At 35.1% G+C, this 24,828-nt stretch carries 19 protein-coding genes; 11 read left to right on the top strand and 8 right to left on the bottom strand.

Translation table 11 applies throughout. The annotated features are described in order from the left end of the window. The first annotated feature begins 61 nt into the window (after positions 1-61). Together FNW17_RS08925 and FNW17_RS08920 are read left to right on the top strand one after the other, a co-directional pair. Entirely contained in the window at positions 62-589 is a 528-nt protein-coding gene (locus FNW17_RS08925) for an inorganic diphosphatase (RefSeq protein WP_143389697.1), read from the top strand. Positions 590-722: 133 nt separating this feature from the next. Beyond that, on the top strand, positions 723-3,284 hold the full coding sequence (locus FNW17_RS08920) for a sodium-translocating pyrophosphatase (RefSeq protein ID WP_144071460.1): 2,562 nt from the start codon (positions 723-725) through the stop codon (positions 3,282-3,284). 75 nt (positions 3,285-3,359) lie between these two features. Here FNW17_RS08920 and FNW17_RS08915 read toward each other — a convergent pair whose 3' ends face one another. The 5 genes from FNW17_RS08915 to FNW17_RS08895 all read right to left on the bottom strand — a co-directional run bounded on the left by FNW17_RS08915 (position 3,360) and on the right by FNW17_RS08895 (position 7,077). Continuing rightward, positions 3,360-3,728, bottom strand: a complete 369-nt coding sequence (locus FNW17_RS08915) for a helix-turn-helix domain-containing protein (RefSeq protein ID WP_143389695.1) — start codon at positions 3,726-3,728, stop codon at positions 3,360-3,362. A gap of 2 nt (positions 3,729-3,730) precedes the next feature. Then, complete coding sequence (locus FNW17_RS08910; RefSeq protein WP_143389694.1) at positions 3,731-4,027, bottom strand: type II toxin-antitoxin system HigB family toxin; 297 nt, start codon at positions 4,025-4,027, stop codon at positions 3,731-3,733. A gap of 128 nt (positions 4,028-4,155) precedes the next feature. Beyond that, positions 4,156-4,770: a deoxynucleoside kinase gene (locus FNW17_RS08905; protein ID WP_143389693.1), complete on the bottom strand. Its 615-nt coding sequence runs from the start codon at positions 4,768-4,770 to the stop codon at positions 4,156-4,158. Next, a complete protein-coding gene (locus FNW17_RS08900) occupies positions 4,770-5,564 on the bottom strand; it encodes a hypothetical protein (RefSeq protein WP_144071459.1) in 795 nt (264 codons plus the stop codon). The genes FNW17_RS08905 and FNW17_RS08900 overlap by 1 nt, the downstream gene beginning before the upstream one ends. Before the next feature lie 265 nt (positions 5,565-5,829). Next, positions 5,830-7,077 carry an ABC transporter permease gene (locus FNW17_RS08895; RefSeq protein WP_143389691.1) on the bottom strand — a complete coding sequence of 416 codons (1,248 nt, stop codon included), beginning with the start codon at positions 7,075-7,077 and terminating at the stop codon, positions 5,830-5,832. Between the two features lie 164 nt (positions 7,078-7,241). Here FNW17_RS08895 and purH point away from each other — a divergent pair, with 164 nt between their 5' ends. From purH to rodA, 6 genes are read left to right on the top strand one after another with little or no spacing between them, the layout of a single operon-like run. Continuing rightward, the gene (gene purH, locus FNW17_RS08890) at positions 7,242-8,768 is read left to right on the top strand and encodes a bifunctional phosphoribosylaminoimidazolecarboxamide formyltransferase/IMP cyclohydrolase (RefSeq protein WP_144071458.1); all 1,527 of its coding nucleotides are present in this window, start codon (positions 7,242-7,244) and stop codon (positions 8,766-8,768) included. 54 nt (positions 8,769-8,822) lie between these two features. Then, the gene (locus FNW17_RS08885; RefSeq protein WP_143389689.1) at positions 8,823-9,851 is read left to right on the top strand and encodes a rod shape-determining protein; all 1,029 of its coding nucleotides are present in this window, start codon (positions 8,823-8,825) and stop codon (positions 9,849-9,851) included. A gap of 58 nt (positions 9,852-9,909) precedes the next feature. Continuing rightward, the gene (gene mreC / locus FNW17_RS08880; RefSeq protein WP_143389688.1) at positions 9,910-10,737 is read left to right on the top strand and encodes a rod shape-determining protein MreC; all 828 of its coding nucleotides are present in this window, start codon (positions 9,910-9,912) and stop codon (positions 10,735-10,737) included. After that, complete coding sequence (locus FNW17_RS08875) at positions 10,730-11,236, top strand: rod shape-determining protein MreD (RefSeq protein WP_143389687.1); 507 nt, start codon at positions 10,730-10,732, stop codon at positions 11,234-11,236. Before mreC ends, FNW17_RS08875 begins: the two co-directional genes overlap by 8 nt. Further along, positions 11,233-13,170, top strand: coding sequence for a penicillin-binding protein 2 (gene mrdA, locus FNW17_RS08870; protein WP_143389686.1), 1,938 nt, complete (start codon positions 11,233-11,235; stop codon positions 13,168-13,170). Before FNW17_RS08875 ends, mrdA begins: the two co-directional genes overlap by 4 nt. A gap of 6 nt (positions 13,171-13,176) precedes the next feature. Continuing rightward, on the top strand, positions 13,177-14,412 hold the full coding sequence (gene rodA, locus FNW17_RS08865; RefSeq protein ID WP_144071457.1) for a rod shape-determining protein RodA: 1,236 nt from the start codon (positions 13,177-13,179) through the stop codon (positions 14,410-14,412). Positions 14,413-14,595: 183 nt separating this feature from the next. On the opposite strand, the gene FNW17_RS08860 is transcribed toward rodA, so the two are convergent. Continuing rightward, positions 14,596-15,315, bottom strand: coding sequence for a DNA/RNA non-specific endonuclease (locus FNW17_RS08860; RefSeq protein WP_235893263.1), 720 nt, complete (start codon positions 15,313-15,315; stop codon positions 14,596-14,598). Positions 15,316-15,452: 137 nt separating this feature from the next. Next, on the bottom strand, positions 15,453-17,717 hold the full coding sequence (locus FNW17_RS08855) for a carboxy terminal-processing peptidase (RefSeq protein ID WP_144071455.1): 2,265 nt from the start codon (positions 17,715-17,717) through the stop codon (positions 15,453-15,455). A gap of 174 nt (positions 17,718-17,891) precedes the next feature. On the opposite strand from FNW17_RS08855, the gene surE reads away from it, so the two are divergent. The 3 genes from surE to lpxB all read left to right on the top strand — a co-directional run bounded on the left by surE (position 17,892) and on the right by lpxB (position 20,232). After that, positions 17,892-18,671 carry a 5'/3'-nucleotidase SurE gene (gene surE / locus FNW17_RS08850; protein WP_143389683.1) on the top strand — a complete coding sequence of 260 codons (780 nt, stop codon included), beginning with the start codon at positions 17,892-17,894 and terminating at the stop codon, positions 18,669-18,671. Further along, positions 18,664-18,936, top strand: coding sequence for a hypothetical protein (locus tag FNW17_RS08845; RefSeq protein WP_143389682.1), 273 nt, complete (start codon positions 18,664-18,666; stop codon positions 18,934-18,936). The genes surE and FNW17_RS08845 overlap by 8 nt, the downstream gene beginning before the upstream one ends. 186 nt (positions 18,937-19,122) lie before the next feature. Beyond that, the gene (lpxB, locus tag FNW17_RS08840) at positions 19,123-20,232 is read left to right on the top strand and encodes a lipid-A-disaccharide synthase (protein WP_143389681.1); all 1,110 of its coding nucleotides are present in this window, start codon (positions 19,123-19,125) and stop codon (positions 20,230-20,232) included. Between the two features lie 122 nt (positions 20,233-20,354). On the opposite strand, the gene FNW17_RS08835 is transcribed toward lpxB, so the two are convergent. Next, positions 20,355-24,590 carry an Ig-like domain-containing protein gene (locus tag FNW17_RS08835; RefSeq protein ID WP_144071454.1) on the bottom strand — a complete coding sequence of 1,412 codons (4,236 nt, stop codon included), beginning with the start codon at positions 24,588-24,590 and terminating at the stop codon, positions 20,355-20,357. Between the last annotated feature and the right edge of the window lie 238 nt (positions 24,591-24,828).

The following is a 24,828-nucleotide window of genomic DNA, read 5'->3' as shown; positions in this document are numbered from 1 at the left end:
TATTTTATATTGTAAAAGAATTTTGTTTGTGTATTTTTGCGACAATAAAAATAAAAATAAAATGGCTAGAGAAAAATACAAAACTTTTGATGTACTGATTGAGATACCAAGAGGAAGTAGAAACAAGTATGAATATGATTTCAAATTGAAAAGAATTCGATTTGATAGAATGTTATTTTCTTCGATGATGTATCCTGCAGATTACGGTTTTATTCCGCAAACATTAGCGTTGGACGGAGATCCACTAGATGTTTTGGTTTTAATTAATGAGCCGACTTTTCCTGGATGTGTTATGGAGGTGAAGCCAATAGGTGTTTTCCACATGGCTGATGATAAAGGTCCAGACGAAAAAATAATATGTGTACCTGTTTCAGATCCTATTTGGAATTCCTTGACCGATTTGGGAGATATAAATCCACATTTATTAAAAGAAATCGAACATTTCTTTCAAGTTTACAAAGACCTTGAAAACAAAGTAGTTGATGTAGAAGGTTGGGGAGATCTTACTCAAGCCTTGGCAATCATTGATGAATGTACAGAACGATTTAACAATATTGAGAATAAACCGGACGATTTATTTAAGATTTAATAAATTCTATCACAATTTTTTTTCTATAAAGCAATATTCATTCGTTTGAATATTGCTTTTTCAGTTTCAATATAGTACGTTTGCAATCAAACATTAGTAATTTATTAACATTGAATTTATTAAAATTGATATTATGAACACAATAATGATTTATGTTCCAATAATTCTAGCATTAGTAGGATTAGTTTTTATGGCAATAAAAAGAGCCTGGGTATTAAAACAAGATGCTGGAGATGGTAAAATGAAAGAAATTTCAGAATATATCCACGAAGGTGCTTTGGCTTTTCTAAATGCAGAATACAGATTAATGACTGTATTTGTTATCATAGCTAGTATTGTTTTGGCGGGTCTTACCTTTTTACCAGGAAATTCATCACATTTATTAATTGTAGTTGCTTTTATTTTTGGCGCCATTTTTTCGGCTTTGGCTGGAAATTTGGGAATGAAAATAGCAACAAAAACGAATGTTAGAACCACACAAGCTGCTCGAACAAGTTTGCCACAAGCACTAAAAGTGTCTTTTGGCGGTGGAACAGTAATGGGATTAGGCGTTGCAGGATTAGCTGTTTTAGGCCTTACAGGATTTTTCATTATTCTTTTTAATGTATATATGGGTGGAGTTTGGACTTCAACCGAAGATATGACAACGGTATTGGAAACATTGGCCGGATTCTCCCTTGGGGCGGAATCTATTGCATTATTTGCAAGAGTTGGTGGTGGAATTTATACCAAAGCGGCTGATGTTGGAGCAGATTTAGTAGGTAAAGTAGAAGCTGGAATCCCAGAAGACGACCCCCGTAATCCTGCTACCATTGCCGACAATGTTGGAGACAATGTTGGAGATGTAGCTGGAATGGGTGCCGATTTATTTGGTTCTTATGTGGCAACAGTTCTTGCTACAATGGTTCTAGGGAATTATGTGATTAAAGATATGGGTGGAAACATTCAAGATATCTTTGGTGGAATTGGTCCTATTTTATTACCAATGGCAATAGCCGGTTTTGGAATAGTTTCCTCTATTATTGGAACCATGCTTGTAAAAATCTCGGATAATAATGCAAAAGAAGCACAAGTACAAAGAGCATTAAATATTGGGAACTGGATTTCTATTTTGCTTACAGCTATTGCTTGTTTCGTATTAATTAAATATATGCTGCCAGAAACCATGAAAATGAATTTCTTTGGCGAAGGCTTAAAAGAAATTTCATCAATGCGAGTTTTCTATGCTTCAATGGTCGGATTAGTTGTTGGTGCCATAATATCATCTGTTACCGAATATTATACAGGTTTGGGTACAAAACCCGTTCTGGCAATTGTTGCAAAATCTTCAACTGGTGCTGGAACCAATATTATTGCAGGTTTATCAACAGGAATGATTTCTACTTTCCCAAAAGTTATTGTTTTGGCTGCGGCCATTTGGATATCGTATTCATTTGCTGGTTTTTACGGAGTAGCACTTGCCGCTTCTGCAATGATGGCAACAACTGCAATGCAATTAGCAATCGATGCTTTCGGTCCAATATCGGACAACGCAGGTGGAATTGCAGAAATGAGTGAACTACCAAAAGAAGTTCGCACCAGAACCGATATTTTAGATTCAGTTGGAAATACTACTGCTGCAACCGGAAAAGGATTTGCTATCGCTTCGGCTGCAATGACTTCGCTTGGATTGTTTGCTGCTTATGTCACATTTACGGGAATCGACGGAATCAATATTTTTAAAGCACCCGTTTTGTCAATGTTATTTGTGGGTGCTATGATACCGGTAGTTTTCTCCGCTTTGGTAATGAATTCTGTGGGAAAAGCCGCCATGGATATGGTCCAAGAAGTACGTCGTCAGTTCAGAGAAATTCCAGGAATTATGGAAGGAACTGGAAAACCAGAATATGCAAAATGTGTTGATATTTCTACAAAAGCCGCTTTGCACGAAATGATGTTGCCAGGAGTTCTGACCATTGGTTTCCCTATCGGAATTGTATTGTTAGGCAAACTTGTTTATATGGGCGATGCCAATGCCAACTCTATGGTAGCCGAAATGCTTGGTGGATATATGGCTGGTGTTACAGTTTCAGGTGTAGTTTGGGCTATTTTCCAAAATAATGCTGGCGGAGCTTGGGACAATGCAAAAAAATCCTTTGAAGCCGGAGTTTTAATTGATGGCGAAATGAGTTTCAAAGGTTCTGATGCACACAAAGCAGCTGTAACCGGAGATACTGTTGGAGATCCATTCAAAGATACTTCTGGGCCATCAATGAATATTTTGATAAAATTGACTTGCTTGATAGGATTGGTAATTGCTCCAATTTTAGGTAACGGAAGCACCTCTGAAAACCAAACATATAGCAAAATGGAAATGAGATCTGGAGGAATGATGGGCAATTGCGATATGTTTAAATGTGCCACTATGACCAAAGAAAAATGTGCCAAAATGTGTGATGAAAAAGGATGTACACCTGAGCAAAAAGAAATGTGTATGTCACATTATGATGCCAATGGTAAGTTCATAACAAATCATGAACAAAAAGCATGTTGTGCAGTAAAAGGAGCTGCAAACAAAAATATTAAAGTCGAGCTTATCAACAATGATGGAAAAGCAAAAGCCACTGTTACCACTTCTGAAAATGGGACTGAAAATGTTCAAGTTTTTGAAGGTTCATTAGATGAAGTAAAATCTAAAGTAGAAGCATTGAAATAGTTATTTTAGTTTCTGTATAAAATCAAAAATGTCCCGAAAATTTCGGGACATTTTTGTGTAAATAAGGATTGAAAACTATTGTTTTAAAGCATATTCTTTAATTAAAGTAGAAGCTGGAATATGAAGACTTTCAGTAAGCAAACGAATTTGTCTAATTGTTAATGCTCTTTTGCGTTTGAATATTTCAGTTACTCTTGAACGGCTATTCAAAATAACACCCAAATCCGCATCTGTAAGTCCGTTTTGTTCCATCATAAATTTAATCGCTTCAATAGGATCTGGTTCGGGAATTGGGTAATTAATTTGTTCGTATTTTTCTATGAGCGTAACTAAAATATCCAATTCATCTCCTTCATTAGTATTGGGTTTAGCATCAAAAAGAGTGTTTACTCTTTCTAAAGCCAAGTCATAATCTTTTTCTGTTTTTATAGGACGTATTTCCATTTTTATAAGTTTTTAATGTCTTTCAAATCATCATATTCAGTGTGCGTTCCTACGAACAAAATATAGACAATTTGTGTCAAATAATTAATTTTTACGATTAATCGATAATGATTGCCGCAAATATTAAAGACAACTTTATTATTGCCAACAAAATCAGCTGAACCAAAAACAGATTTTATAGCATTCGAATTCTCAAATATATTTTTATCGAAAACCTGATACCAAGCCAATAATTGCTGTTTGGAGTTTGGATATTGCTCCCAAAAATTTTGCAAGGTTCTTTTAGCAATTATTCTCATAGATGATTTTGATTGTCAAAGATAGTATAAAATTCCCTATTTGGGAAATATGGTTTTAAAAAAGACTAAATTAAAAAAAAAGCCTCACTTTCGAAAGGCATATTTTATAATTTATAGAAATTTGAATTCTAAAACAATCCATTCAACTCCGCATCAATTTTATTGATAATCATTCCTAAATCTTCGGGATTATCGACAAAATTTATGTTATCTACATCGATTATCAGTAATTTTCCTTTAGTATACGTTTGAATCCAAGCTTCGTAGCGCTCGTTCAATCGGTTGAGGTAATCTATAGAAATGGTGTTTTCGTATTCGCGACCACGTTTGTGAATTTGCCCAACTAAATTAGGAATAGAACTGCGCAAATAAATAAGCATATCGGGCGCTTCAACTTTAGATTCCATCAATTCAAACAAAGAAGAATAGTTTTGAAAATCACGATTAGTCATCAATCCCATGGCGTGAAGATTGGGCGCAAAAATATGGGCGTCTTCATAAATCGTTCTGTCTTGAATGATTTTTTTACCGCTTTCGCGAATCTGCAATACCTGACGAAAACGACTATTCAAGAAATAAATCTGTAAATTAAAAGACCAACGTTCCATTTGATGATAAAAATCATCCAAGTAAGGATTGTCGACAACGTCTTCGTAATGCGGTTCCCATTTAAAATGTTTCGCCAATAAACGGGTCAATGTCGTTTTTCCGGCTCCTATGTTTCCTGCTACTGCTATGTGCATTATGGTATTGTGATTTTATAATTCGTAATTCCTTGGTCGGTAAAAATAGACAAAATTTGGTCTTTGTAGAAGAAATTTTTAAATGATTTATCCACATTCTCAATAGTGTAAAAACTATTCTTATTTAAATCTTGTAGAAATAATTTTCCGTCCTTCGAAAAAAAAATTTCTTGGTTGGTACCAAATTGAATTTGGTCAAAATCAGATATTTTTCCCTTTGTTGTGATTTTTCCAAAAATATCTACTGCATACCAATTCAATTTATCATCAATCCATTGAAAAGTATTGAAATCGGATTCATAGTGTTTTAAATTTCCTCGAAAAGAGGGCGTTATCGATTGAAAAGTATTTTTTAAATAATCAAAAAAACCAATTTCTTGAGTCAAACTGTTATAAATCCAAAGTCGGTTTTGAGAGGCTATTCCTGTTGCTTCCACTATTATTGGAATCTCATTTTCAGAAAAATTAATCTTTTGTGTTTCATTCAATTGATTGTCTAAAAGTATTATGGTATTGAAATTCTCATAAAACAACATTATTTTCAATTGATTTTGGAAGTCTATTTTAGTGATTTTACCTAATGAAACATTTTTATACTGCCACAATTCCTGCTTATTTTTTTTATAAAAAACATTATTCTTGATGTAATATAGATTCCCCATACCATCAAAACCAACAAAAATATCGATGTCTTTTTGTAGTATTTCGATTTGTTTTGCGACAATTTTCTGCTCTTGGGCAAACACTGAAACGAGTTGAAAAACAAAAAAAAAGAGTATTATTTTTTTACACATTTATTGTTTTTTTTACCACTGAGTTGGTCATTAAAAAGAATGTTTTAAACTAAAGCTAAAGTACATTAAACCATTTTAAATTTCAATTGTCTTATTATAATATTCTTAACATTTTTAATGTAACAATATTGCTCACAAGTAAACATTCTTTCTATTTGTCACTAATTGCTTAAGCGCTCTGAGACGCTTACAGTGTGACAAATATAAAGAATTAGGAATGTCAATAAAAAAAGAAACATTGTTTTTGAAAACTGCAACCTTAATACTAAAATCCAGTTCTAATCGCTTCCACAGGATCTAAATTTGAAGCGGCGATTGCAGGAAGAATTCCTGAAATCAGACCAATTATTGCGGCAAGTCCTGTTCCTAAAAGAATGTTGCCCATTCCCAAAACAAATTCAAAATCCAATGCCTTGGTCAAAACCATAGCAATAATCCAAACCATCAACAAACCAATAATTCCACCAATTACCGAAAGAATAATGGCTTCAAACAAAAATTGAAATAATATAAATCGGTTTTTGGCTCCAAGAGATTTTTGGATTCCTATCAAATTGGTTCTTTCTTTAACCGAAACAAACATAATATTGGCAATACCAAAACCGCCTACAAGCAAGGAAAATCCGCTGATGATCCACCCTACTACATTCATTTGAGAAATAATTCCGTCTATTAAATCCGTAAGTCCTGAGAAAACATTTATAAAGAAATTATCGATTTCTCCTGCTTTCACACCGCGAAAGGCTCTTAGTTTTTGAGATATTTCAGCTTTATAAGCATCCATATCTACTCCTTTTGTTGGTTTAAAAATGATCACATTAATTAAACCTTTATTATTATCACCAAAACGTTGTCGGATGAAATTTACCGGAATAAAAGCGGAACTGTCATTGTTGTCAAACATTCCTGCACCTTGTTTTTTCAAAACTCCAATAACGGTAAAGCGTTGTCCATACATTCGGATTTTTTTTCCAATGGGATCGGCATCTTCAAACAAAGATTTCGCAATATCACTTCCAATTACCGCAACGGGAGCAGCCGAATTGGCTTCGGACTCGCTATAAAATCTACCTTCCTCAAATTCCAACCCTTGTATGTCAATAAACTCGTGCGAAACAGGAACGACATTGACATCGGTAACGGTATTCGAGCCGTATTTTATGGATTCGCTTTTGGTAAATATTTGGTAACCCATTTGATCGGTGTTGGTCATTGCACCTTTCATATACAGGTACTCATCGTATTTTACATTCGGAAATTGTTCTCTTTTCCACTGTGGAATTTCTGAAGGCCCAAAAGACATTTTCATCAAATAAATGGTGTTTTTATCTAAAGAACTCAAATCCTTAGTGATTTTTCTATCCAATGAATCCACGGCAGCGAGCACTGCAATAATCGAAAAAATCCCAATGGTTACTCCAAGCAACGACAATAATGTACGCAGTTTATTGTTTCGCAAAGCATTCATCGCAAAACGGAAACTCTCAGATAATAGTCGAAAATAAACTAGCATAAAACGGGGTTTAATGTTATTGTAAAATTCCAAAAATATAATTCATAATCCTAATGAAAATTCAATAACTCATAAGTAGCTTTTTTTAAAATATTGTTACAGAAATAGATTTGAATTTTATCATCAAAAAAACTACTTTTGCACCACAAAATTCTAACTACACAATGAGCACCACAAAAACAATTCAATCAGCATTAATTTCTGTCTTTTCAAAAGAAGGTTTAGAACCCATAATAAAGAAATTACACGAGCAAAATGTAATCTTTTATTCCACTGGAGGAACTGAAGAATTTATTAAAAATCTAGGTATTCCAGTTGTTCCCGTAGAAGATGTTACTTCTTATCCATCTATCCTTGGAGGAAGAGTAAAAACCTTGCATCCAAAAGTCTTTGGAGGAATCTTGAATCGTCAAGACAATGAAAGAGATGTGCAACAAATGAAAGAATACGACATTCCACAAATCGATTTGGTGATTGTGGACTTGTATCCTTTCGAAAAAACGGTTGCTTCCGGAGCCAGCGAAGAAGACATTATCGAAAAAATTGATATTGGTGGTATTTCGTTGATTCGTGCTGCTGCAAAAAATTTCAAGGACACTGTAATTATTCCATCGGTAGCTGAATATCCTTTGCTTTTGGATTTGATTAACACACAAAATGGCGCGACAACATTAGAAGATAGAAAAATGTTTGCTACAAAAGCATTCCATGTTTCTTCTCATTATGATACAGCGATTTTCAATTATTTCAATACGGACGAAACTATTTTTAAAACCAGTATTGAAAAAGGTCAAATCTTGAGATATGGCGAAAATCCACATCAAAAAGGATTTTTCTTTGGTGATTTTGAAGCCATGTTCCAAAAAGTACACGGAAAAGAATTGTCTTATAATAATTTATTAGATGTTGATGCAGCGGTAAATTTAATTAACGAGTTTAAAAATGACGGACCAACATTCGCCATCTTGAAACACAATAACGCTTGCGGATTGGCAACAAGACCAACCATTAGCGAAGCTTATAACGTAGCATTGGCCTGCGATCCAACTTCTGCTTTTGGTGGAGTTTTGATTGCGAACACAAAAATAGACGTGGCCACTGCAACCGAAATCAACAAATTATTCTGTGAAGTAGTGATTGCTCCAAGTTATGACGAAGCAGCCCTTGTTATTTTACAAGAAAAGAAAAACAGAATTATATTGGTTCAAAACGAAGTAGAATTACCACAAAAACAAGTAAGAACTTGCCTAAACGGAATTTTAGTTCAAGAAAGAAACAACATCACAGATACTAAAGCAGACTTAAAAACCGTTACAGTAACAGCTCCAACTTCACAAGAAGTAGAAGATTTGATTTTTGCGTCTAAAGTATGTAAAAACACCAAATCGAACACGATTGTATTTGCAAAAAACGGAACTTTAATTTCATCAGGAACAGGACAAACCTCAAGAGTGGATGCCTTGTTGCAAGCTATCGAGAAAGCACGTATATTTGGATTTAGCTTAGAAGGTGCTTCAATGGCGAGTGATGCTTTTTTCCCTTTTCCGGATTGTGTAGAAATTGCAAAGAACGCTGGAATCACAGCAGTTATTCAACCAGGCGGCTCCATAAAAGATCAATTAAGTATTGATTATTGCAACGAAAATAAAGTTGCAATGGTATTTACAGGAACACGTCATTTCAAACATTAATTTGTTTAGCTTTGTACATTATTTTTTTATAAATTTTTATACCCTATTAAACTTATGGGATTTTTTGATTTCATGACCGAGGATATTGCGATAGACCTTGGTACCGCAAACACTTTAATCATTCACAATGATAAAGTTGTTATTGATAGCCCTTCGATTGTTGCTCGTGATCGAGTTTCAGGAAAAATCATTGCTGTTGGTAAAGAAGCCAACATGATGCAAGGGAAAACTCATGAAAACATTAAAACGATAAGGCCATTGAAAGATGGCGTAATTGCTGATTTTGATGCTTCCGAAAAAATGATAAGCATGCTTATAAAAAGCATTCCCGCTTTGAAAAAAAGAATGTTTACTCCAGCACTAAGAATGGTGGTTTGTATTCCTTCTGGAATTACCGAAGTAGAGATGAGAGCCGTAAAAGAATCGTGCGAACGCGTGAATGGCAAAGAAGTATATTTGATTCACGAACCTATGGCAGCTGCTATTGGTATTGGTATTGACATTATGCAACCTAAAGGAAACATGATTGTAGATATCGGTGGTGGAACAACAGAAATTGCCGTAATCGCTTTGGGCGGAATTGTTTGCGACAAATCGGTTAAAATTGCAGGTGACGTTTTCACCAATGACATCGTATATTATATGCGTACTCAACACAACCTTTTTGTTGGAGAAAGTACTGCCGAAAAAATAAAAATTCAAGTAGGAGCTGCTATCGAAGATTTAGAAACTCCTCCAGAAGATATGTCGGTTCAAGGCAGGGATTTACTTACTGGAAAACCAAAACAAGTATCCGTTTCTTATCGAGAAATTGCAAAAGCATTAGACAAATCGATACAACGAGTTGAAGATGCAGTGATGGAAACTTTATCTCAAACACCACCAGAATTAGCAGCGGATATTTACAACACTGGGATTTATCTTGCAGGTGGAGGATCAATGTTAAGAGGACTTGACAAAAGAATTTCACAAAAAACAGATTTACCTGTTTATATCGCCGAAGATCCTTTAAGAGCTGTGGTTCGAGGAACTGGAATGGCACTTAAAAATCTTGCTAGATTTAAAAGTGTTTTAATAAAATAAAATGTTTAGTTTAGGGGTGGCGAGTTTAAATTTTCAACATATATCATACAGCTAAGAAATGCAGCAAATATTTAATTTTATATATAAAAACAGTAATAGATTGCTGTTTTTGCTGCTTTTAGGCATTTCACTATCGCTTTCTATTCAATCCCATTCGTATCATCGAAGTAAGCTTATAAGTTCGGCTAATTTTTTGAGTGGCGGAGTCTATGAAAGAATTAATAATGTAAGTGAATATTTGAATTTAAGAACTCAAAACGATGCGCTTGCACAAGAAAATGCAAAATTAAGAAGTCTTCTTTTTAATGCCAAAGACACTTCTGCAATTCCAAAACTAGACAGCCTGAAAGGTGTAATTCCCTCAGATATTATAGTTTCTAAAGTAATTCACAACACTTTTAATACACACGAAAATTACCTAACTATTAATTCGGGCAGTCTTCAAGGTGTGAAATCCGACATGGGTGTCATTAATAGTTTAGGAATTGTTGGGGTAATTGATAACACTTCCAGCAACTTCGCTACTGTAATCAGTATTTTAAATACAAAATCTCAGATAAACGCAAAACTAAAAAAATCAAATCATTTCGGTTCTTTAACTTGGGATGGCAAAAGTACTGGTTTTGTACAATTGACAGATGTGCCGAGATTAGCATCCATAAGAAAAGGAGATACCATAGTAACAGGCGGACAATCCGTTATTTTTCCAGAGAATATTAATATTGGAACTGTTGACAGACTTTATTATGAGGATAAAACCAATTATTATAAAATAGATGTTAAATTATTTAATGATATGACGAGTTTAGGTCACGTTTATATCATCAAAAGTAAAAACCGCGACGAAATTATAAATTTAGAAAAAAAGAAAGAAAAAGATGAATAGTACTTTATTCGTAAATATTTTTCGTTTTATACTGCTACTGGCTGTTCAAATTATTATTTTCAATAATATGAACTTTTTGGGCTATATCAGTCCCTATCCTTATATTCTTTTTATCATATTATACCCAGTAAACGGGAATAAATCAGGACTATTAGCGGCTAGTTTTTTCCTTGGGCTTTGTATGGATATGTTTAGCAATTCAGGAGGGTTTCATACAGCAGCTTGTGTCGTTTTAGCCTATTATAGACCGTATCTTTTTAAGTTTGCTTTTGGATTAAGTTATGAATATCAAACCATAAAATTGAACGATGTACTTACCCCAGAAAGATTCACCTTTTTATTGTTTTCGGTTTTAATTCATCATTTAATTCTATTCACTTTAGAAGTATTCAAATTTACTTTAGTCTTAGACATTTTACTTCGAACCCTGTTGAGCTCGGCCTTTACATTAATCATTTGCATCATTATAATATATCTTACAAAGCCCAATAGACGATGAGAAAAGTGTTGCTTCCTTCAATGATCATTATTGCAGCGTCTTTACTGGTATTACGCCTTTTTTACTTACAAGTTATCGATGATTCTTTCAAATTAAAGTCAGATAATAATGCTATAAAAATACAATATGACTATCCCGAAAGAGGTTATATTTACGACCGAAATGGCAAATTATTGGTGGCAAACCAGCCATCTTATGATATCATGGTTATTCCTAGAGATGTAAAAAATTTAGACACTTTAGAGTTTTGCCAATTATTGAATATTACAAAAGATGATTTTTTAAAAAAAATAGCCAAAGCCAAAGTTTACAGTCCACGATTACCTTCCTTATTTTTGGCGCAATTGAATAAAAGTGAATTTGCGGCATTTCAGGAAAAAATTCGAAAATTCGAAGGTTTTTATTTTCAGAAACGTTCCCTACGCGATTACCAAGTAAACTTTGGGGCCAACGTTTTTGGGGGTATCACACAAGTAAACGAAAAATTAATTAAGGAAAACCCTTATTACAACAGCGGGGATTTAATTGGAAAACAAGGGGTAGAACAAAGCTATGAAGAAATTCTGCGCGGAATTAAAGGCGTAAAATACATTCAAAAAGACAAATTCAATCGTGAAATTGGTTCCTTCAAAGAAGGAAAATACGATACAATAGCCGTTCAGGGAGAAGACATCAATCTTACCATAGATATGGAACTCCAAAAATATGGTGAAGAATTAATGATTAATAAACGAGGTGGAATTGTTGCCATTGAACCCAAAACAGGGGAAATATTAGCTTTAGTAACAGCACCCAATTATGATCCAGCAATTTTAGTAGGACGTCAGCGTTCCAAGAATTATACTATGTTATATCACGACTCTATTGCAAAACCACTTTACGACAGGGGATTATTGGCAGAATATCCACCTGGTTCACCCTTTAAAATTTTGACTGGACTTGTAGGCCTTCAAGAAAATGTGATTGATACTCATACAACCTTTATGTGTAATCACGGTTTTGCTTATGCACCTGGACGATTCCAGAGATGCCATTGTGGTGGAGGTTCGCGTGATCTTAATGTTGGAGTTTATAAATCATGTAATGCCTATTTTTCGAATGTTTATTTACGAACCATTGGCAAATACAATAACACCCCTTATGCTGTAGATGTGTGGAGTGAGCATGTCAAAAGTTTTGGACTTGGTCAATTTATGGGCTATGATTTACCAACAGGTAAGAAAGGAAATATTCCAAATTCAAAAACGTATAAAAAAATATATCCGGGTTGGGGATACAGCGGTAAAACCATTATATCCAACGCCATTGGTCAAGGAGAAGTCTTGTTGACTCCTATTCAATTGGCCAATATGATGGCTACTGTAGCAAACGAAGGCTATTATTACACGCCTCACATTATCAAAAAAATTGAAGGAGAGAAAATTGATAAAAAATTCACCACTAAGCACGTTACAACCATAGACAAAAGCCATTTCAAGCCAATGATTCAAGGTTTGTTCGATGTGTATAATTTTGGAACGGCCGCTGGTTTGCGAGTGGAAGGAATTGAAATTTGTGGAAAAACAGGAACCGCCGAGAATTTTGCAAAAATAAATGGTAAAAGAACTCAGCTGGAAGACCACTCGATATTTGTTGCCTTTGCGCCAAAAGATAATCCCAAAATTGCCATTGCAATTTTAGTCGAAAACGGAGGATTTGGATCAACCATCGCTGGACCGATTGCCAGTTTGATGATTGAAAAATACCTTAGAGGAAAAATCACGAGAACTGATTTAGAAAAAAGAACTTTGGAAAGAAGTCTGCAAGATCGATATGCCAAGTTAGGTGGACTTTCAGAAGTGATTAAAAAAGAAATGAGAAAAAAGGATTCTATTGCGAAAAGCAAAATAGTAGTTCCAAAAGTAAAAATTGACACTACTAAAAAAATTAATTAGTACCAAATGAAAAATCAAAGTTTAACCAACAATATTGACTGGATATGCATTGCTATATACATAGTATTAGTGCTAATGGGTTGGTTGAACATTTATTCCTCCTCTCTTTCTTCAATGGAAGGAACTGCTGAAAAACAATTCTTTTTTATTCTATTTACCATTCCATTAATTTTTATTGTTCTTTATGTTGACGGAAAATTCTACGAAAAATACGCGAGTATCATATATGGAATTGGACTATTATCATTATTAGGTTTATTTGCCTTTGGTAAAACCATCGCTGGACAACGTTGCTGGTATGGTATTGGAAGTTTTACAATTCAGCCCTCAGAGTTTGCAAAAGCTGCAACAGCATTAGCGTTGGCAAAATATTTAAGTGATTCGCAAATCAATTTAAAAGATGTCAATCGTCAAATTCAGGCATTGGCTATTGTGTTTTTACCTGTGATGCTCATTTTACCTCAACCTGATCCTGGAAGCGCATTGATTTACACCATATTTTTAATTGTGTTGTATCGTGAAGGTTTGCCTGCTTGGTATTTGTGGACAGGATTTTGCGCCATAGTATTATTTGTTCTTACGCTTATATTAGACCCCCAATATGTCATTCTACTGGCATTAGTAGCTATTGTTTTAATCTATTTTAAATCCAGATTAGGCGATAGAAACATCGTGATGAGCAGTATTCTTTTTGCCTTAATTTCCGGTTTTGTTCTGTCTGTAAATTATGTTTTTACAAACGTTTTCAAGCAACATCACCGCGATCGCTTTAACATTTTACTCGGAAAAGCGGTCGACATGAAAGGCATCGGATACAACACCAATCAATCTGAAATTGCTATTGGTTCAGGCGGTTGGATTGGAAAAGGATTCCTTGAAGGCACACAAACCAAAGGAGGATTTGTACCCGAGCAACACACCGATTATATCTTTACAACGGTTGGTGAAGAATGGGGTTTCTTAGGTTCACTCCTTGTAGTTGGTCTTTTTGTTGGATTATTACTTCGGATAATTTACCTCGCTGAAAGACAAAAAACAAAATTTAGCCGCGTGTATGGCTATTGTGTTGCGGCTATTTTATTCATTCATTTCTTTGTGAATATCGCTATGGTTTTGGGTGTTTTTCCAACCATTGGAGTGCCATTGCCTTTCTTTTCGTATGGAGGTTCTGGACTTTGGGGTTTCACTATTTTGCTTTTTATTTTTATAAAAATGGATGCCAATAAAGTGAATGAGTGGTAAGCTTTGAAATCTTGCTATATAGAGCCCTATTAGGTTAGTTTATCGATTAGCTTTGTGGGCACAGATTGCAAATCTGCGCTATCCAAACAAGGACTATTTTACATGTCCGAGCCATCGGGGGCAAACAAAACAAGTCAAAAAGCCACGTTCGTAAAAAGGATGTGGCTTTTGTTTTTTAAAGAATTAAAAACTCCAAGCCTTATAATCGCTGTTTTTCTCCAAACGATTTTCGGTCTTATCGTCTAGTTTTGGAAAGAAATCAATTCCTGTCATTTTTTCGATACTGTCCACAGAAACTACAAAATCATACAGTGGTTTGTTGCTTTTTGCATTTGGAACCAAAAAAGCGATCATTTTGTATTGTCCATTGGAATTGTCCAACAAAAATTTATAAAAATAATTGGGAACCAATACTTGTTCTTGACCAATGGTTTTTAAATTAGGCTGTAAAACTCCCGCCGTAATTACAAAAACTCCATCATATTTAGTCGCCCAATAACGTACTTTTTGTTCTAATCGATTCCAAACTCCTCCATTGAAATCGTGTGTTTGAGGCGAAATATTCGAAGTAAAAAAAGTATCATTATAAGCATTGATAGCAAATTCCATATCGCCCGCAGGACAAAGATGTCCTTTGTCATAGCCCGATTTTTTATAATTTCTCCAATCGGCTGAGCGTGTTTTTACTTTTGGGTCTTCAATGAAATAAGGCCTTTCAAAGTTACTGCTTCTCACAAAGCTTTTTTTTAATTCATAAGCAACCCATTCTGCTTGTTCGTATTTTTCGTTATAGGACAAGATATAATAATCGTGCTTTACAATTTGGTTGGTAGTCGATGTTGGCCAATAATCAAAATATTGTTTGTGATTTTGACTTATAATTTTCGATTCCTCCTTCGACAAAACAAAGGCAGAGAACAATCCGAAAGGCAAGGCCAAAAGTACTCCCAAACCAAAAACGCTCTGGAAATTCTTATTGAATTTCCAGAGCGTTTTAACAGCAAATTACTGTTTTAATATATTCATCAAAAGTGATTCGTTTATGATTTAACTAGTTTTTGTTTCTTCATAGCTACAGGAGCACTTTTTTTCACAACAGCCTTTGACTGCAAATCATCTAAAACATTCAAGGCTTCTTCTACATAAATATCTTTAGATAAACTTTCGTGCCATCTTTCTCTTTTTTCTTTAAGAGAAATATCTGTTTTCATAGCTTCGGCTTCCTGAGGCAAAGACGCAAACTTTAAATGATAATCATAATCCACTATAGATTTGAATTTTTTATTGGTTTCCTCAATGGCTCTTTGGTTCTTTTTGAATTCCTCTAATTTTAAACTATAATCATTTTCTTTGCTCCTTTCATCAATCCATTTGGCATTTTCTTCAATCAATTTGAACTGTTGATTTTTAGCAATTCTATTTTTACTATCCGCAATAGCTTTGCTAAATTTTGCGTTGTTCGTCCAAACAGTATATTGTGCAGGATCAATTTTATCCCAAGGCATAGCGTTATCTACATCGCGTTCTCCCATTTTCAAATAAGCATATCGGTCAGGCATGACTACATCGCTACTCACTCCTTCGAGCTGAGTAGAACCTCCATTTATTCTATAAAATTTTTGAGTCGTCGTTTTCAAAGCGCCCAAATCACCTTTGTCGCTACTACGTACAAACTGATTCAAATCGATTACATTTTGAACCGTTCCTTTACCGTAAGTTTGTTTGCTGCCAATGATAATTCCTCTTTTGTAATCCTGAATGGCTGCGGCCAAAATTTCAGAAGCCGAAGCCGAGAAACTATTCACCATAATAACCAATGGGCCATCCCACTCGATTTTTTTATCTCTATCGTACAAAACCTCTTTTTGCCTTCCAGCTGATTTGACTTGTACAATTGGTCCTTGTTCAATAAATAATCCAGCAATATCTACCACAGTCGAAAGCGAACCTCCACCATCATCACGAACGTCAAGTACAATTCCGTTGACACCTTCTTTTTTCAATGATTCTACTTCAGCGGCAACATCTTTTCCGGCATCACGGCCGTCTTTGTTTTCAAAATCGATATAAAATTTAGGCAAATAAATCACCCCATATTTTAATCCATTTCTTTCAACAACACTCGATTTGGCATAAGTTTCTTCAATTTCGACTATATCTCTAATTATAGAAATGGTTTTAATTGAACCATCTACTTTTTTGACAGTCAACCGAACTTCAGAACCTTTTGCTCCTTTTATCTTTTTAACAACATCATCCAAACGCATTCCAACAATGTCAACAGGTTCCTTGTTTCCTTGAGCCACTTTCATAATGACATCGCCTGCTTCAAGTAGTTTTCCTCTCCAAGCTGGTCCTCCAGAAATAAGTTCGGTAATTTCGGTAAAGTCATTTTTCTTTTGAAGACGCGCTCCAATTCCTTCAAATTTTCCGCTAATACTGACATCAAAACGCTCTTTTTCTTCTGGTGGAAAATAATTAGTATGTGGATCAAATCTCGCAGTTATAGAATTTACATAAACAGAAAACCATTCATCTCTGGTTAGATCTTCCATAAATCCAAAATATTCGTCCAATGATTTCAACGAACTTTCGCGAGTAATTTTCTCTAATTCTTCAAAAGTTTTTGGTTTATCATCCTTAGCTTTGCCCTTTTCAACATTACTTGTGTTTTCTATAAATTCGTTGGGGTTCAATACTTCCAAAGTGCTTTTGTCGTCTTTATCGACAATTCCTTTTTCTTTGTTTTCCTGAATTTTCAAGCGATCCGTCAATGATGAAAGTGTGGACAACTTGATTTGTTTGCGCCATCTTTCTTTTAATTCCGAAGCGTTTTTGGCGTAAGGCGCTTTTTCGTAATCCGTATTGAATGTTTCGTCAATAGAATAATCGAAAGGAGTGTTCAAAATATCTTTGTAAAACCCTTTTCCTTCCAACATTCTTTTCATCAAACGGTTGTAGGTGAGGTTAAAAAAGGTTAGTTCTTTGTTCAATAATTGATCGTCGAGAAGTGTTTCATATTTCGAAAACTCATCGATATCCGATTGCAAGAAAAATCGTTTAGATGGATCTAAAGCTTCAATATAATCCTTGTAAATTCCCTTAGAAAAGGTATCGTCAATTTTAGCTGGATCATAGTGCCCTTTTTCTATTACAAATGTCAATAATTCCAATAGCATTTTGTCCTTTTCAGGATCATCGCTTCTGTCAGAATTAATTTTAAATGCAAATAATGTCACCGAAAGTAACACAACTGCTATGAGGATTCTATAATTTCTTTTCATAAAGTTAATAATTGTATCCATAAATATTTAAAATTCAAATTACGGTAAAAACTGTGCCAACAACGGCATAACCTCCTATAAATTTTTGTTAAAGATATAAAATAGTATATTTTTTTCGGGTTTAATCCTCGAACTAGATTAATTTTGTTTCTTTGTTTATAGAAAACCCTTCAATTTCTTATTAAAAAATTAACCGTGAAAAAAGACAAACCTTTAATTTTAGTAACCAATGACGATGGCATTTCGGCGCCAGGAATTCGCGCGTTGATTTCCGTTATGTCCCAAATTGGAACCGTTGTTGTTGTCGCTCCCGATAGTCCTCAGAGCGCCACAGGACATTCGATTACCATAAACAACACTTTGTATATCAATAAAATCTCTAAGGATAATGATGTTATTCAAGAATACAGCACCTCTGGAACTCCTGTTGATTGCGTTAAATTAGCCACGAATGAAATACTAAAAAGAAAACCAGATTTGTGCGTTTCAGGAATCAATCACGGTTCTAATTCCTCGATAAATGTTATTTATTCTGGAACGATGAGTGCCGCTGTCGAAGCGGGAATCGAGGGTGTTCCTGCTATAGGTTTTTCCCTTTTAGATTATGGTTGGAATGCCAATTTCGAACCTATAAAGTCTTTTATAAAGACGATTACTTTGGAAGTTTTAGAGAAAGGACTGCCCGAAAGTGTAGTTTTGAACGTCAATTTTCCAAAATTAGAAGAAAAAGATATTAAAGGAATTAAAATATGTCGTCAGGCAAAAGCACTTTGGATAGAAAAATTCGACAAACGAAAAACACCCCAAGGCAGAGATTATTATTGGCTCACTGGCGAATTTGTAAACGAAGATAAAGGCGAAGACACTGATGAATGGGCTCTTGCCAATGGCTATATTTCTGTGGTGCCAGTTCAATTTGATTTGACTGCACATCACGCTATACAACAACTCAACACCTGGAAATGGAATGAATAAGACAGACATATTGATAGGTTTTTTTATAGGCTTTTTGGTTTGTGTTTTAGGGATTTTTCTCTTTATCACTTTTTTTACTGATTTTGATTTTATGACTGGCATCCAAACCATGAAATCGGAAGGAAAATTGGGCAAATTAATCACCTTGGGCGCTATTCTTGATTTGGTTGCTTTTGGCGTTTTGCTAAAAATGAATAAGGAAATTATGGCTCGTGGTGTGGTTTTGGCAGTAATTTGCATTGCGATTTTTACGATATTTGCATAAATTTTATTAAACTACATCGAGGCAGAGCCACTTATGTTGTAACGAAATAATAGCAACAGATTCATAGATTTTCAAAAATATTTTTTAATCTGTGACTTGAGCAAAAGCGAACAGGCGAAGCAATCTATAGCAAAAAATATCGAAGTAGAGCTTCGAGGAATTAAACTTAGAGAGATTAAACAGAAAATGAAATACTACATAATTGCTGGAGAAGCTTCGGGCGACTTACACGGAGCCAATTTAATGAAGGCTTTGTACAAAGAAGACCCAAATGCCGATATTCGTTTTTGGGGTGGCGATTTGATGCAAAACGTAGGCGGAATTTTGGTCAAACATTACCGAAAATTGGCTTTTATGGGCTTTGTAGAAGTCTTGTTTCATTTAAAAACCATTTTGAATAACATCAAAATTTGCAAAAAAGATATTGCCGATTTTCAGCCCGATGTTATTGTTTTTATTGATTATCCGGGTTTTAATTTGCGCATTGCCAAATGGGCAAAAACGGAAGGTTTTAAAACACATTATTATATTTCACCTCAAATTTGGGCTTGGAAAGAAAGCAGAATTACCGACATCAAACGCGATGTCGATAAAATGTATGTGATTCTCCCGTTCGAGAAAGATTTCTATGAAAAGAAACATCATTATCCCGTTGAATTTGTGGGACATCCTTTGATTGATGCTATACACAATCATCCCACAATGGATGCTGCCATTTTCAGAAAAGAAAATCAATTGAATGACAAACCTATCATTGCTATTTTGCCTGGAAGTCGCAAGCAGGAAATTACCAAAATGCTATCGGTGATGTTGAGTATAGTCAATGAATTTCCGGATTATCAATTCGTGATTGCTGGTGCGCCAAGTCAAGAATTTTCTTTTTATGAAGGTTTTATCACCAATGAAAACATCAAATTTGTTTCGAACAAAACCTATGATTTATTGAGTAATGCCACAGCAGCACTCGTAACTTCAGGAACGGCAACTCTTGAAACAGCGCTTTTCAAAGTGCCCGAAGTGGTTTGTTACAAAGGGAGTTCGATTTCCTACCAAATAGCCAAACAGATCATTACCTTAAAATACATTTCGTTAGTTAACCTGATTATGGACGAAGAAGTGGTGACCGAATTGATTCAAGATAAATGCTCTAAGAAGAACATTCGCAAAGAATTGGAGAAGCTTTTAGACGCCAAGTATCGCCAAAACCTTGTAGAAAAATACGAGGTATTGGAAGAAAAATTGGGAGGTATTGGTGCTAGTGAGAAAACTGCTAAGTTGATTGTAAAGAGTTTATAAAGATTCCTATTTAAAAGGACAATCTCGAAATAGAAAAATTACCAACTATTTTTGACCACATTATCATAAAAATAGACCTATGAATATATAGCAATACGCTAATATACTACTCTTGATTGGTATTAATACAATATTTTCCTAGTCACTGTTTCTCCATTTTGCAACGTCACTTTTACCAATAAAGTTTCCGAGTTTGAGATCAAATTGAGAATTGAAAATTCGGTATTATTGACTTTATCTTTTTTGAATAGTAGTCTTCCCAAAAGGTCATAAACAACTACTTTATTAATCGGCTCTACTTTTGAATTAACTTTTATTTGTTTGTTTTTATTGGAAACCAACACCTGATTTTCAAATGTTTCTAAATCGTTATTTCCTAATGTTTTGTTGGCATATCGCAATACAAAACGGTCATTGAAGGTACCCGCAGCCGTGTTGAAAGTAAAAGGGCCACTTCGTAAATCAGAGGTAGAATTGGTCAATTTGTCTTCTATAAAAACTGCTTGATTGGTTAGAACGCCATCCGCCTGATCAATCTTTATAGTGAAAGTTCCATTGATAGTGGTTCGGAAACCCAGTGGCACTTGGTCATTTTCGTCAAATGGTAACGCACGTCCTTGAATCACCAAATTCTTGTCTTGGCTGAGGCTATAAAAATCTACAAATTCATTCCCATCAAAACTCTCTCCATCAAAACGACTGTCGTATTCATTTGTTGCATCCGTAATGTAGCCAACAAGAGTTTGTTTGAAAACGCCTTGAGTATTGGTTAAATTTAGCCAAATACGGTGTTTCTCGAGAGTGATAGTTTTTGGATTTGGATTTCTAGTTTTGAAAAACTGGGAGTTGTCCATTATTTTAGAATCTTTGTCAAGCCGCATACTGTTGTTGAACGTAGCTGTGCTAGTGGCGTTAATTTTAAGACTAGTTGTAAAAAAGGCTTGTCCTGTTGCAATTTTACCAATTGGTTTATTGTTGTTGACACCACCATTTGACCCGCTTGGAGCCATAGTACCAACACCTCCTAGTAAATTATAAGATGCATAATCATCAGTTGTATATGCTAATGCTCCCGAACCCGCTTTAGGGGTGCCGTCTGGATTATTACCAACAATAAGGTCTCTGTTTTGCATAGAGGTATTGTGTGTCCAAAAATAAATGGTACCTTCAATAACGCTTGAGTTTAGATGCAAAAAATTGTCGGCATCAATTGCTGATGGATACGGATTTCCTATGAGATTTGAGGTTCCGTCTATTGATGTCCCGTCCCACAAAATTGGCACATTAATTATTCCATTATTAGGTTTTCCGAAAAATGGAGCTGTATAAAATCCTGGGGGGATCGCAGGTGATGGAGGTGGCGGAATCCCCCTTATTATATATCCTTTACCGATAGTCATTATAGCCGAAATATCTTCCTGCAACCAATCGTTTGCAGCAGCATTAAAAGAAAAAAACTTATCCAATTTTGTCGAAGGAGAAACTGCAAGTAATGTTTGCCCAGCTACAGGTGATGAAAAATAGGTATAATCAAATTCTTCAGCAGTAGTATTGCGCTCGTATGTTATATTACCTGTATTCACAGCATAATTGTTTACTTGTACTAAACTACCTTTATCATTTATAGTCATTGTTGCGCCTAGACTTACAACAACATTATTGGTTACTGTCAAAGCCTTGCCGCTTTCAATTAGTAGTGTTGATGCATATACTGATAAATTATTCCCTAAGAACAATTGTGTTGGTATTGTTTTTATTTCAGTTCCAGATATTGTAATGTTAGCGTATGCTGTCGTCACCGGCACTGTTGCGATGCTTTGATCAGCTCCGGCATATTCTATAGTTGAGGCCGATCCTAAATTTAAAATTGTATTTGTTGGACTAATTGAAGTTAAACCTGGTCCATAAAATCCATCAGCATCTTTAGTAACAAAACTGCCATTTATATTTATTGTTGCAGAAGCACCTCCAGCGATAATGCGTTGATCGGATACGGTAAAAACACCACCAGCATTAACAGTAAAAGTTGCTCCATTTCTGAGAGTATAATTCCCTGCACTACCATTTACATTTGATCCTGATATCACTACATTATTATAGGTTATTGGGGATCTTGCCGTATGTGAATTACTATTTCCTGCGAATTCAATAGTCCCGCCTGTTAATGTGTATGTTCCTTGCATGTCAGGTACTGGTCTTGCTCCACTTACTATTAAATGACTTATATCTGTCATTGTCAAATTAGTTTCTGCACCACCAAAGGTAAAGCTAGTGCTATTAAATATAGCAGCGTCTTTTATTGTAACTGTTCCAGTAACAGCATTTGTGCTTAGCAAAGTTTTTGTGCCAGTTCCTGAAAAAGTGACGTTGCTATAAGTGGGGGCTGTTAATCCTTGCACATCTTGATCGCCGTTTAGACCATATACCACAATACTTCCAGCGTTTAATGTTGTCGATATATCAGGAATCGCAGTATTAAATCCCACAAAACCTTGAGCGTCTCTAGTAATAAATGTACCACCTATACTAATACTTGGTATACCCGTTCTAGTTATTAGATTTTCTCCACCATTATCAAAAGTGCCACCCGAGGCAATGGTTAAGTCTGTTCCAGTACCATTATTTAAAGTTAGATCTGCGCCATTTAAAACAAGTGTTCCTCCTGATTCTACTGTTATTTGGTCGGCGGTAACTGCGCCAGAAATAGTGATTGTATGAAGATCTCTAATTGTAATAGTGTTGGCGGCACTTGTAGGGGCTAGTGTGGATGTTATCCAATTAGTATTATCTCTGGATGATTCCCAGTTACTAGCTGTTGCCCAAGTACCAGAGGCTCTACTTCTAAAATAATCAGTAGCAAGGGTGGTTTGGATTACCGTTCCGTTAAAAATAAAATCGTTGATGCTGAATGTTCTTGTACTTGTATCGGCTCCCCAAGCATAAATCCGGAAAGTAGTTGCGGTAGTTCGATTTTGATAGGCTGCTCCACTCAAACTGATGGTTGTACCATTAAAAGTGGGTGTTCCTATGTTTGCGGTATAGGTACTAACACTTGAGCGAAAAGCAAAGTTGGCAATACTTGTATTATTCCTTTCGGATGTATAAACAAAATTAATAAAATTTATTTCATAACCAGCATTAGGGGTTAAAGTAAATTCAAAATAATCATTTGTGTTTAATGTTCCAGAATTCCAATCATTTGCGTTGTAGCGGTCGGTCGCATTATTTGCGCCTATTCCGCTACCTCTACCTATTCCCGAAACAGTAATATTGCCATTAAAAGATTGTCCAGTTGTGTATGGATTTGCAGTATCTGGATTTGTTCCTGTTATGGGGTTTGTCCATATAATTGTAGTGGGGGCCTCGGCTGTAAAATTCCAAGTGGTATTGTTGCTAATTCCTGCATAGGCGTTTAATGCAACATCTCTAATAGCAGTGTTAGCAATTTGCACATAATAACCAGCATTATTTACAAATATACCCAAAGGATTGATTGTTACTCCTGTTGTACCATTAAACACTATTCGAGAATCATTATAGGGTATGGTTTCAAATACTGTAGTGTCTGAATTGTAAATAACAATATCTCCTGCTGTTCCTACAACTACGTTTTCATCGAAAGTTAAAACCAAATTACTATTAATGGCTACTCCTGTGGCATTGTCTGCTGGAGAAAGTGTAGTTACAGTTGGTGGGGTGGTGTCTGATGTTGAAGGTAAACTAGCTGCTGTTAAAGCAATTGAGCCAACTTGTAAATTTCCAGAACTACTTGTAGAGCCATAAGCAATTAATCTAATAGTTAAAATTGTAGATGTTGTATTACCAGGGGCCGGTATTGTTGCGTTATTAGATGTTTGAGCAGCTGTTAATAGCGTTACAGTTCCGCCGGTAGTAGGTGTTGCATTTGCATTATTTGCGCCTGTTACTGCCGCAAAAGTTGGAGAAGGACCCCAACCATATTGAACTAAATAATTTCGTGGTGCTGTCCCTATGTTACTCACACCAGCAGCTACTAACAAATTCAAAGTTGTATTATTAAAGGTTTGACCAGCAGCTAAAGTAATTGAAAATTCTAGGTGTTTTGTAATTTCTAAAGTTGTTGGCCATCCCGTAGATCTGTGAAGAGTAAATGCATTTGCTCCAGATATTCCAGTGCCATTTATTGAAATAGTTGAAAGTGTTGGAGTTGTTAATGCAGAAGATCTTGCACCATTTTGATTAGTTGTATTAGTTGAATAATTTGCGTTTGTAATATTTGTGTTGAAATTCCAACTAACATAGTTTACCTGCCCATAAACCCCAGCAGAGCCCACAAACAAACCAATCGTAATCGCAATCAATAGTAATTTTAATTTCATAAAGTGGTATATAGAGCTTTATAATTCGCTTCATTTTTTACCAAAAAAATTAAGAGGTTAAATAGTAGAGGTTGGGGGAATCAAACCTACGGCTAAAGTATCTGATTTAAAAATTTTAAGATTACTAAATTATTAACAATTCATTTAGATAAGTTGCTAACTTATAACGATATATAAATAAAACGAAACTGAAATGTAGTGCTAAGTAAATACTTTTCGCAGATTGTTAAAATGAATG

It is taken from the genome of Flavobacterium franklandianum, from assembly GCF_007097365.1.
GTDB classification, from domain to species: domain Bacteria; phylum Bacteroidota; class Bacteroidia; order Flavobacteriales; family Flavobacteriaceae; genus Flavobacterium; species Flavobacterium franklandianum.
The sequence above is the reverse complement of the archived record's forward strand: the minus strand, read 5'-3'. Positions and strand labels throughout refer to the sequence as shown.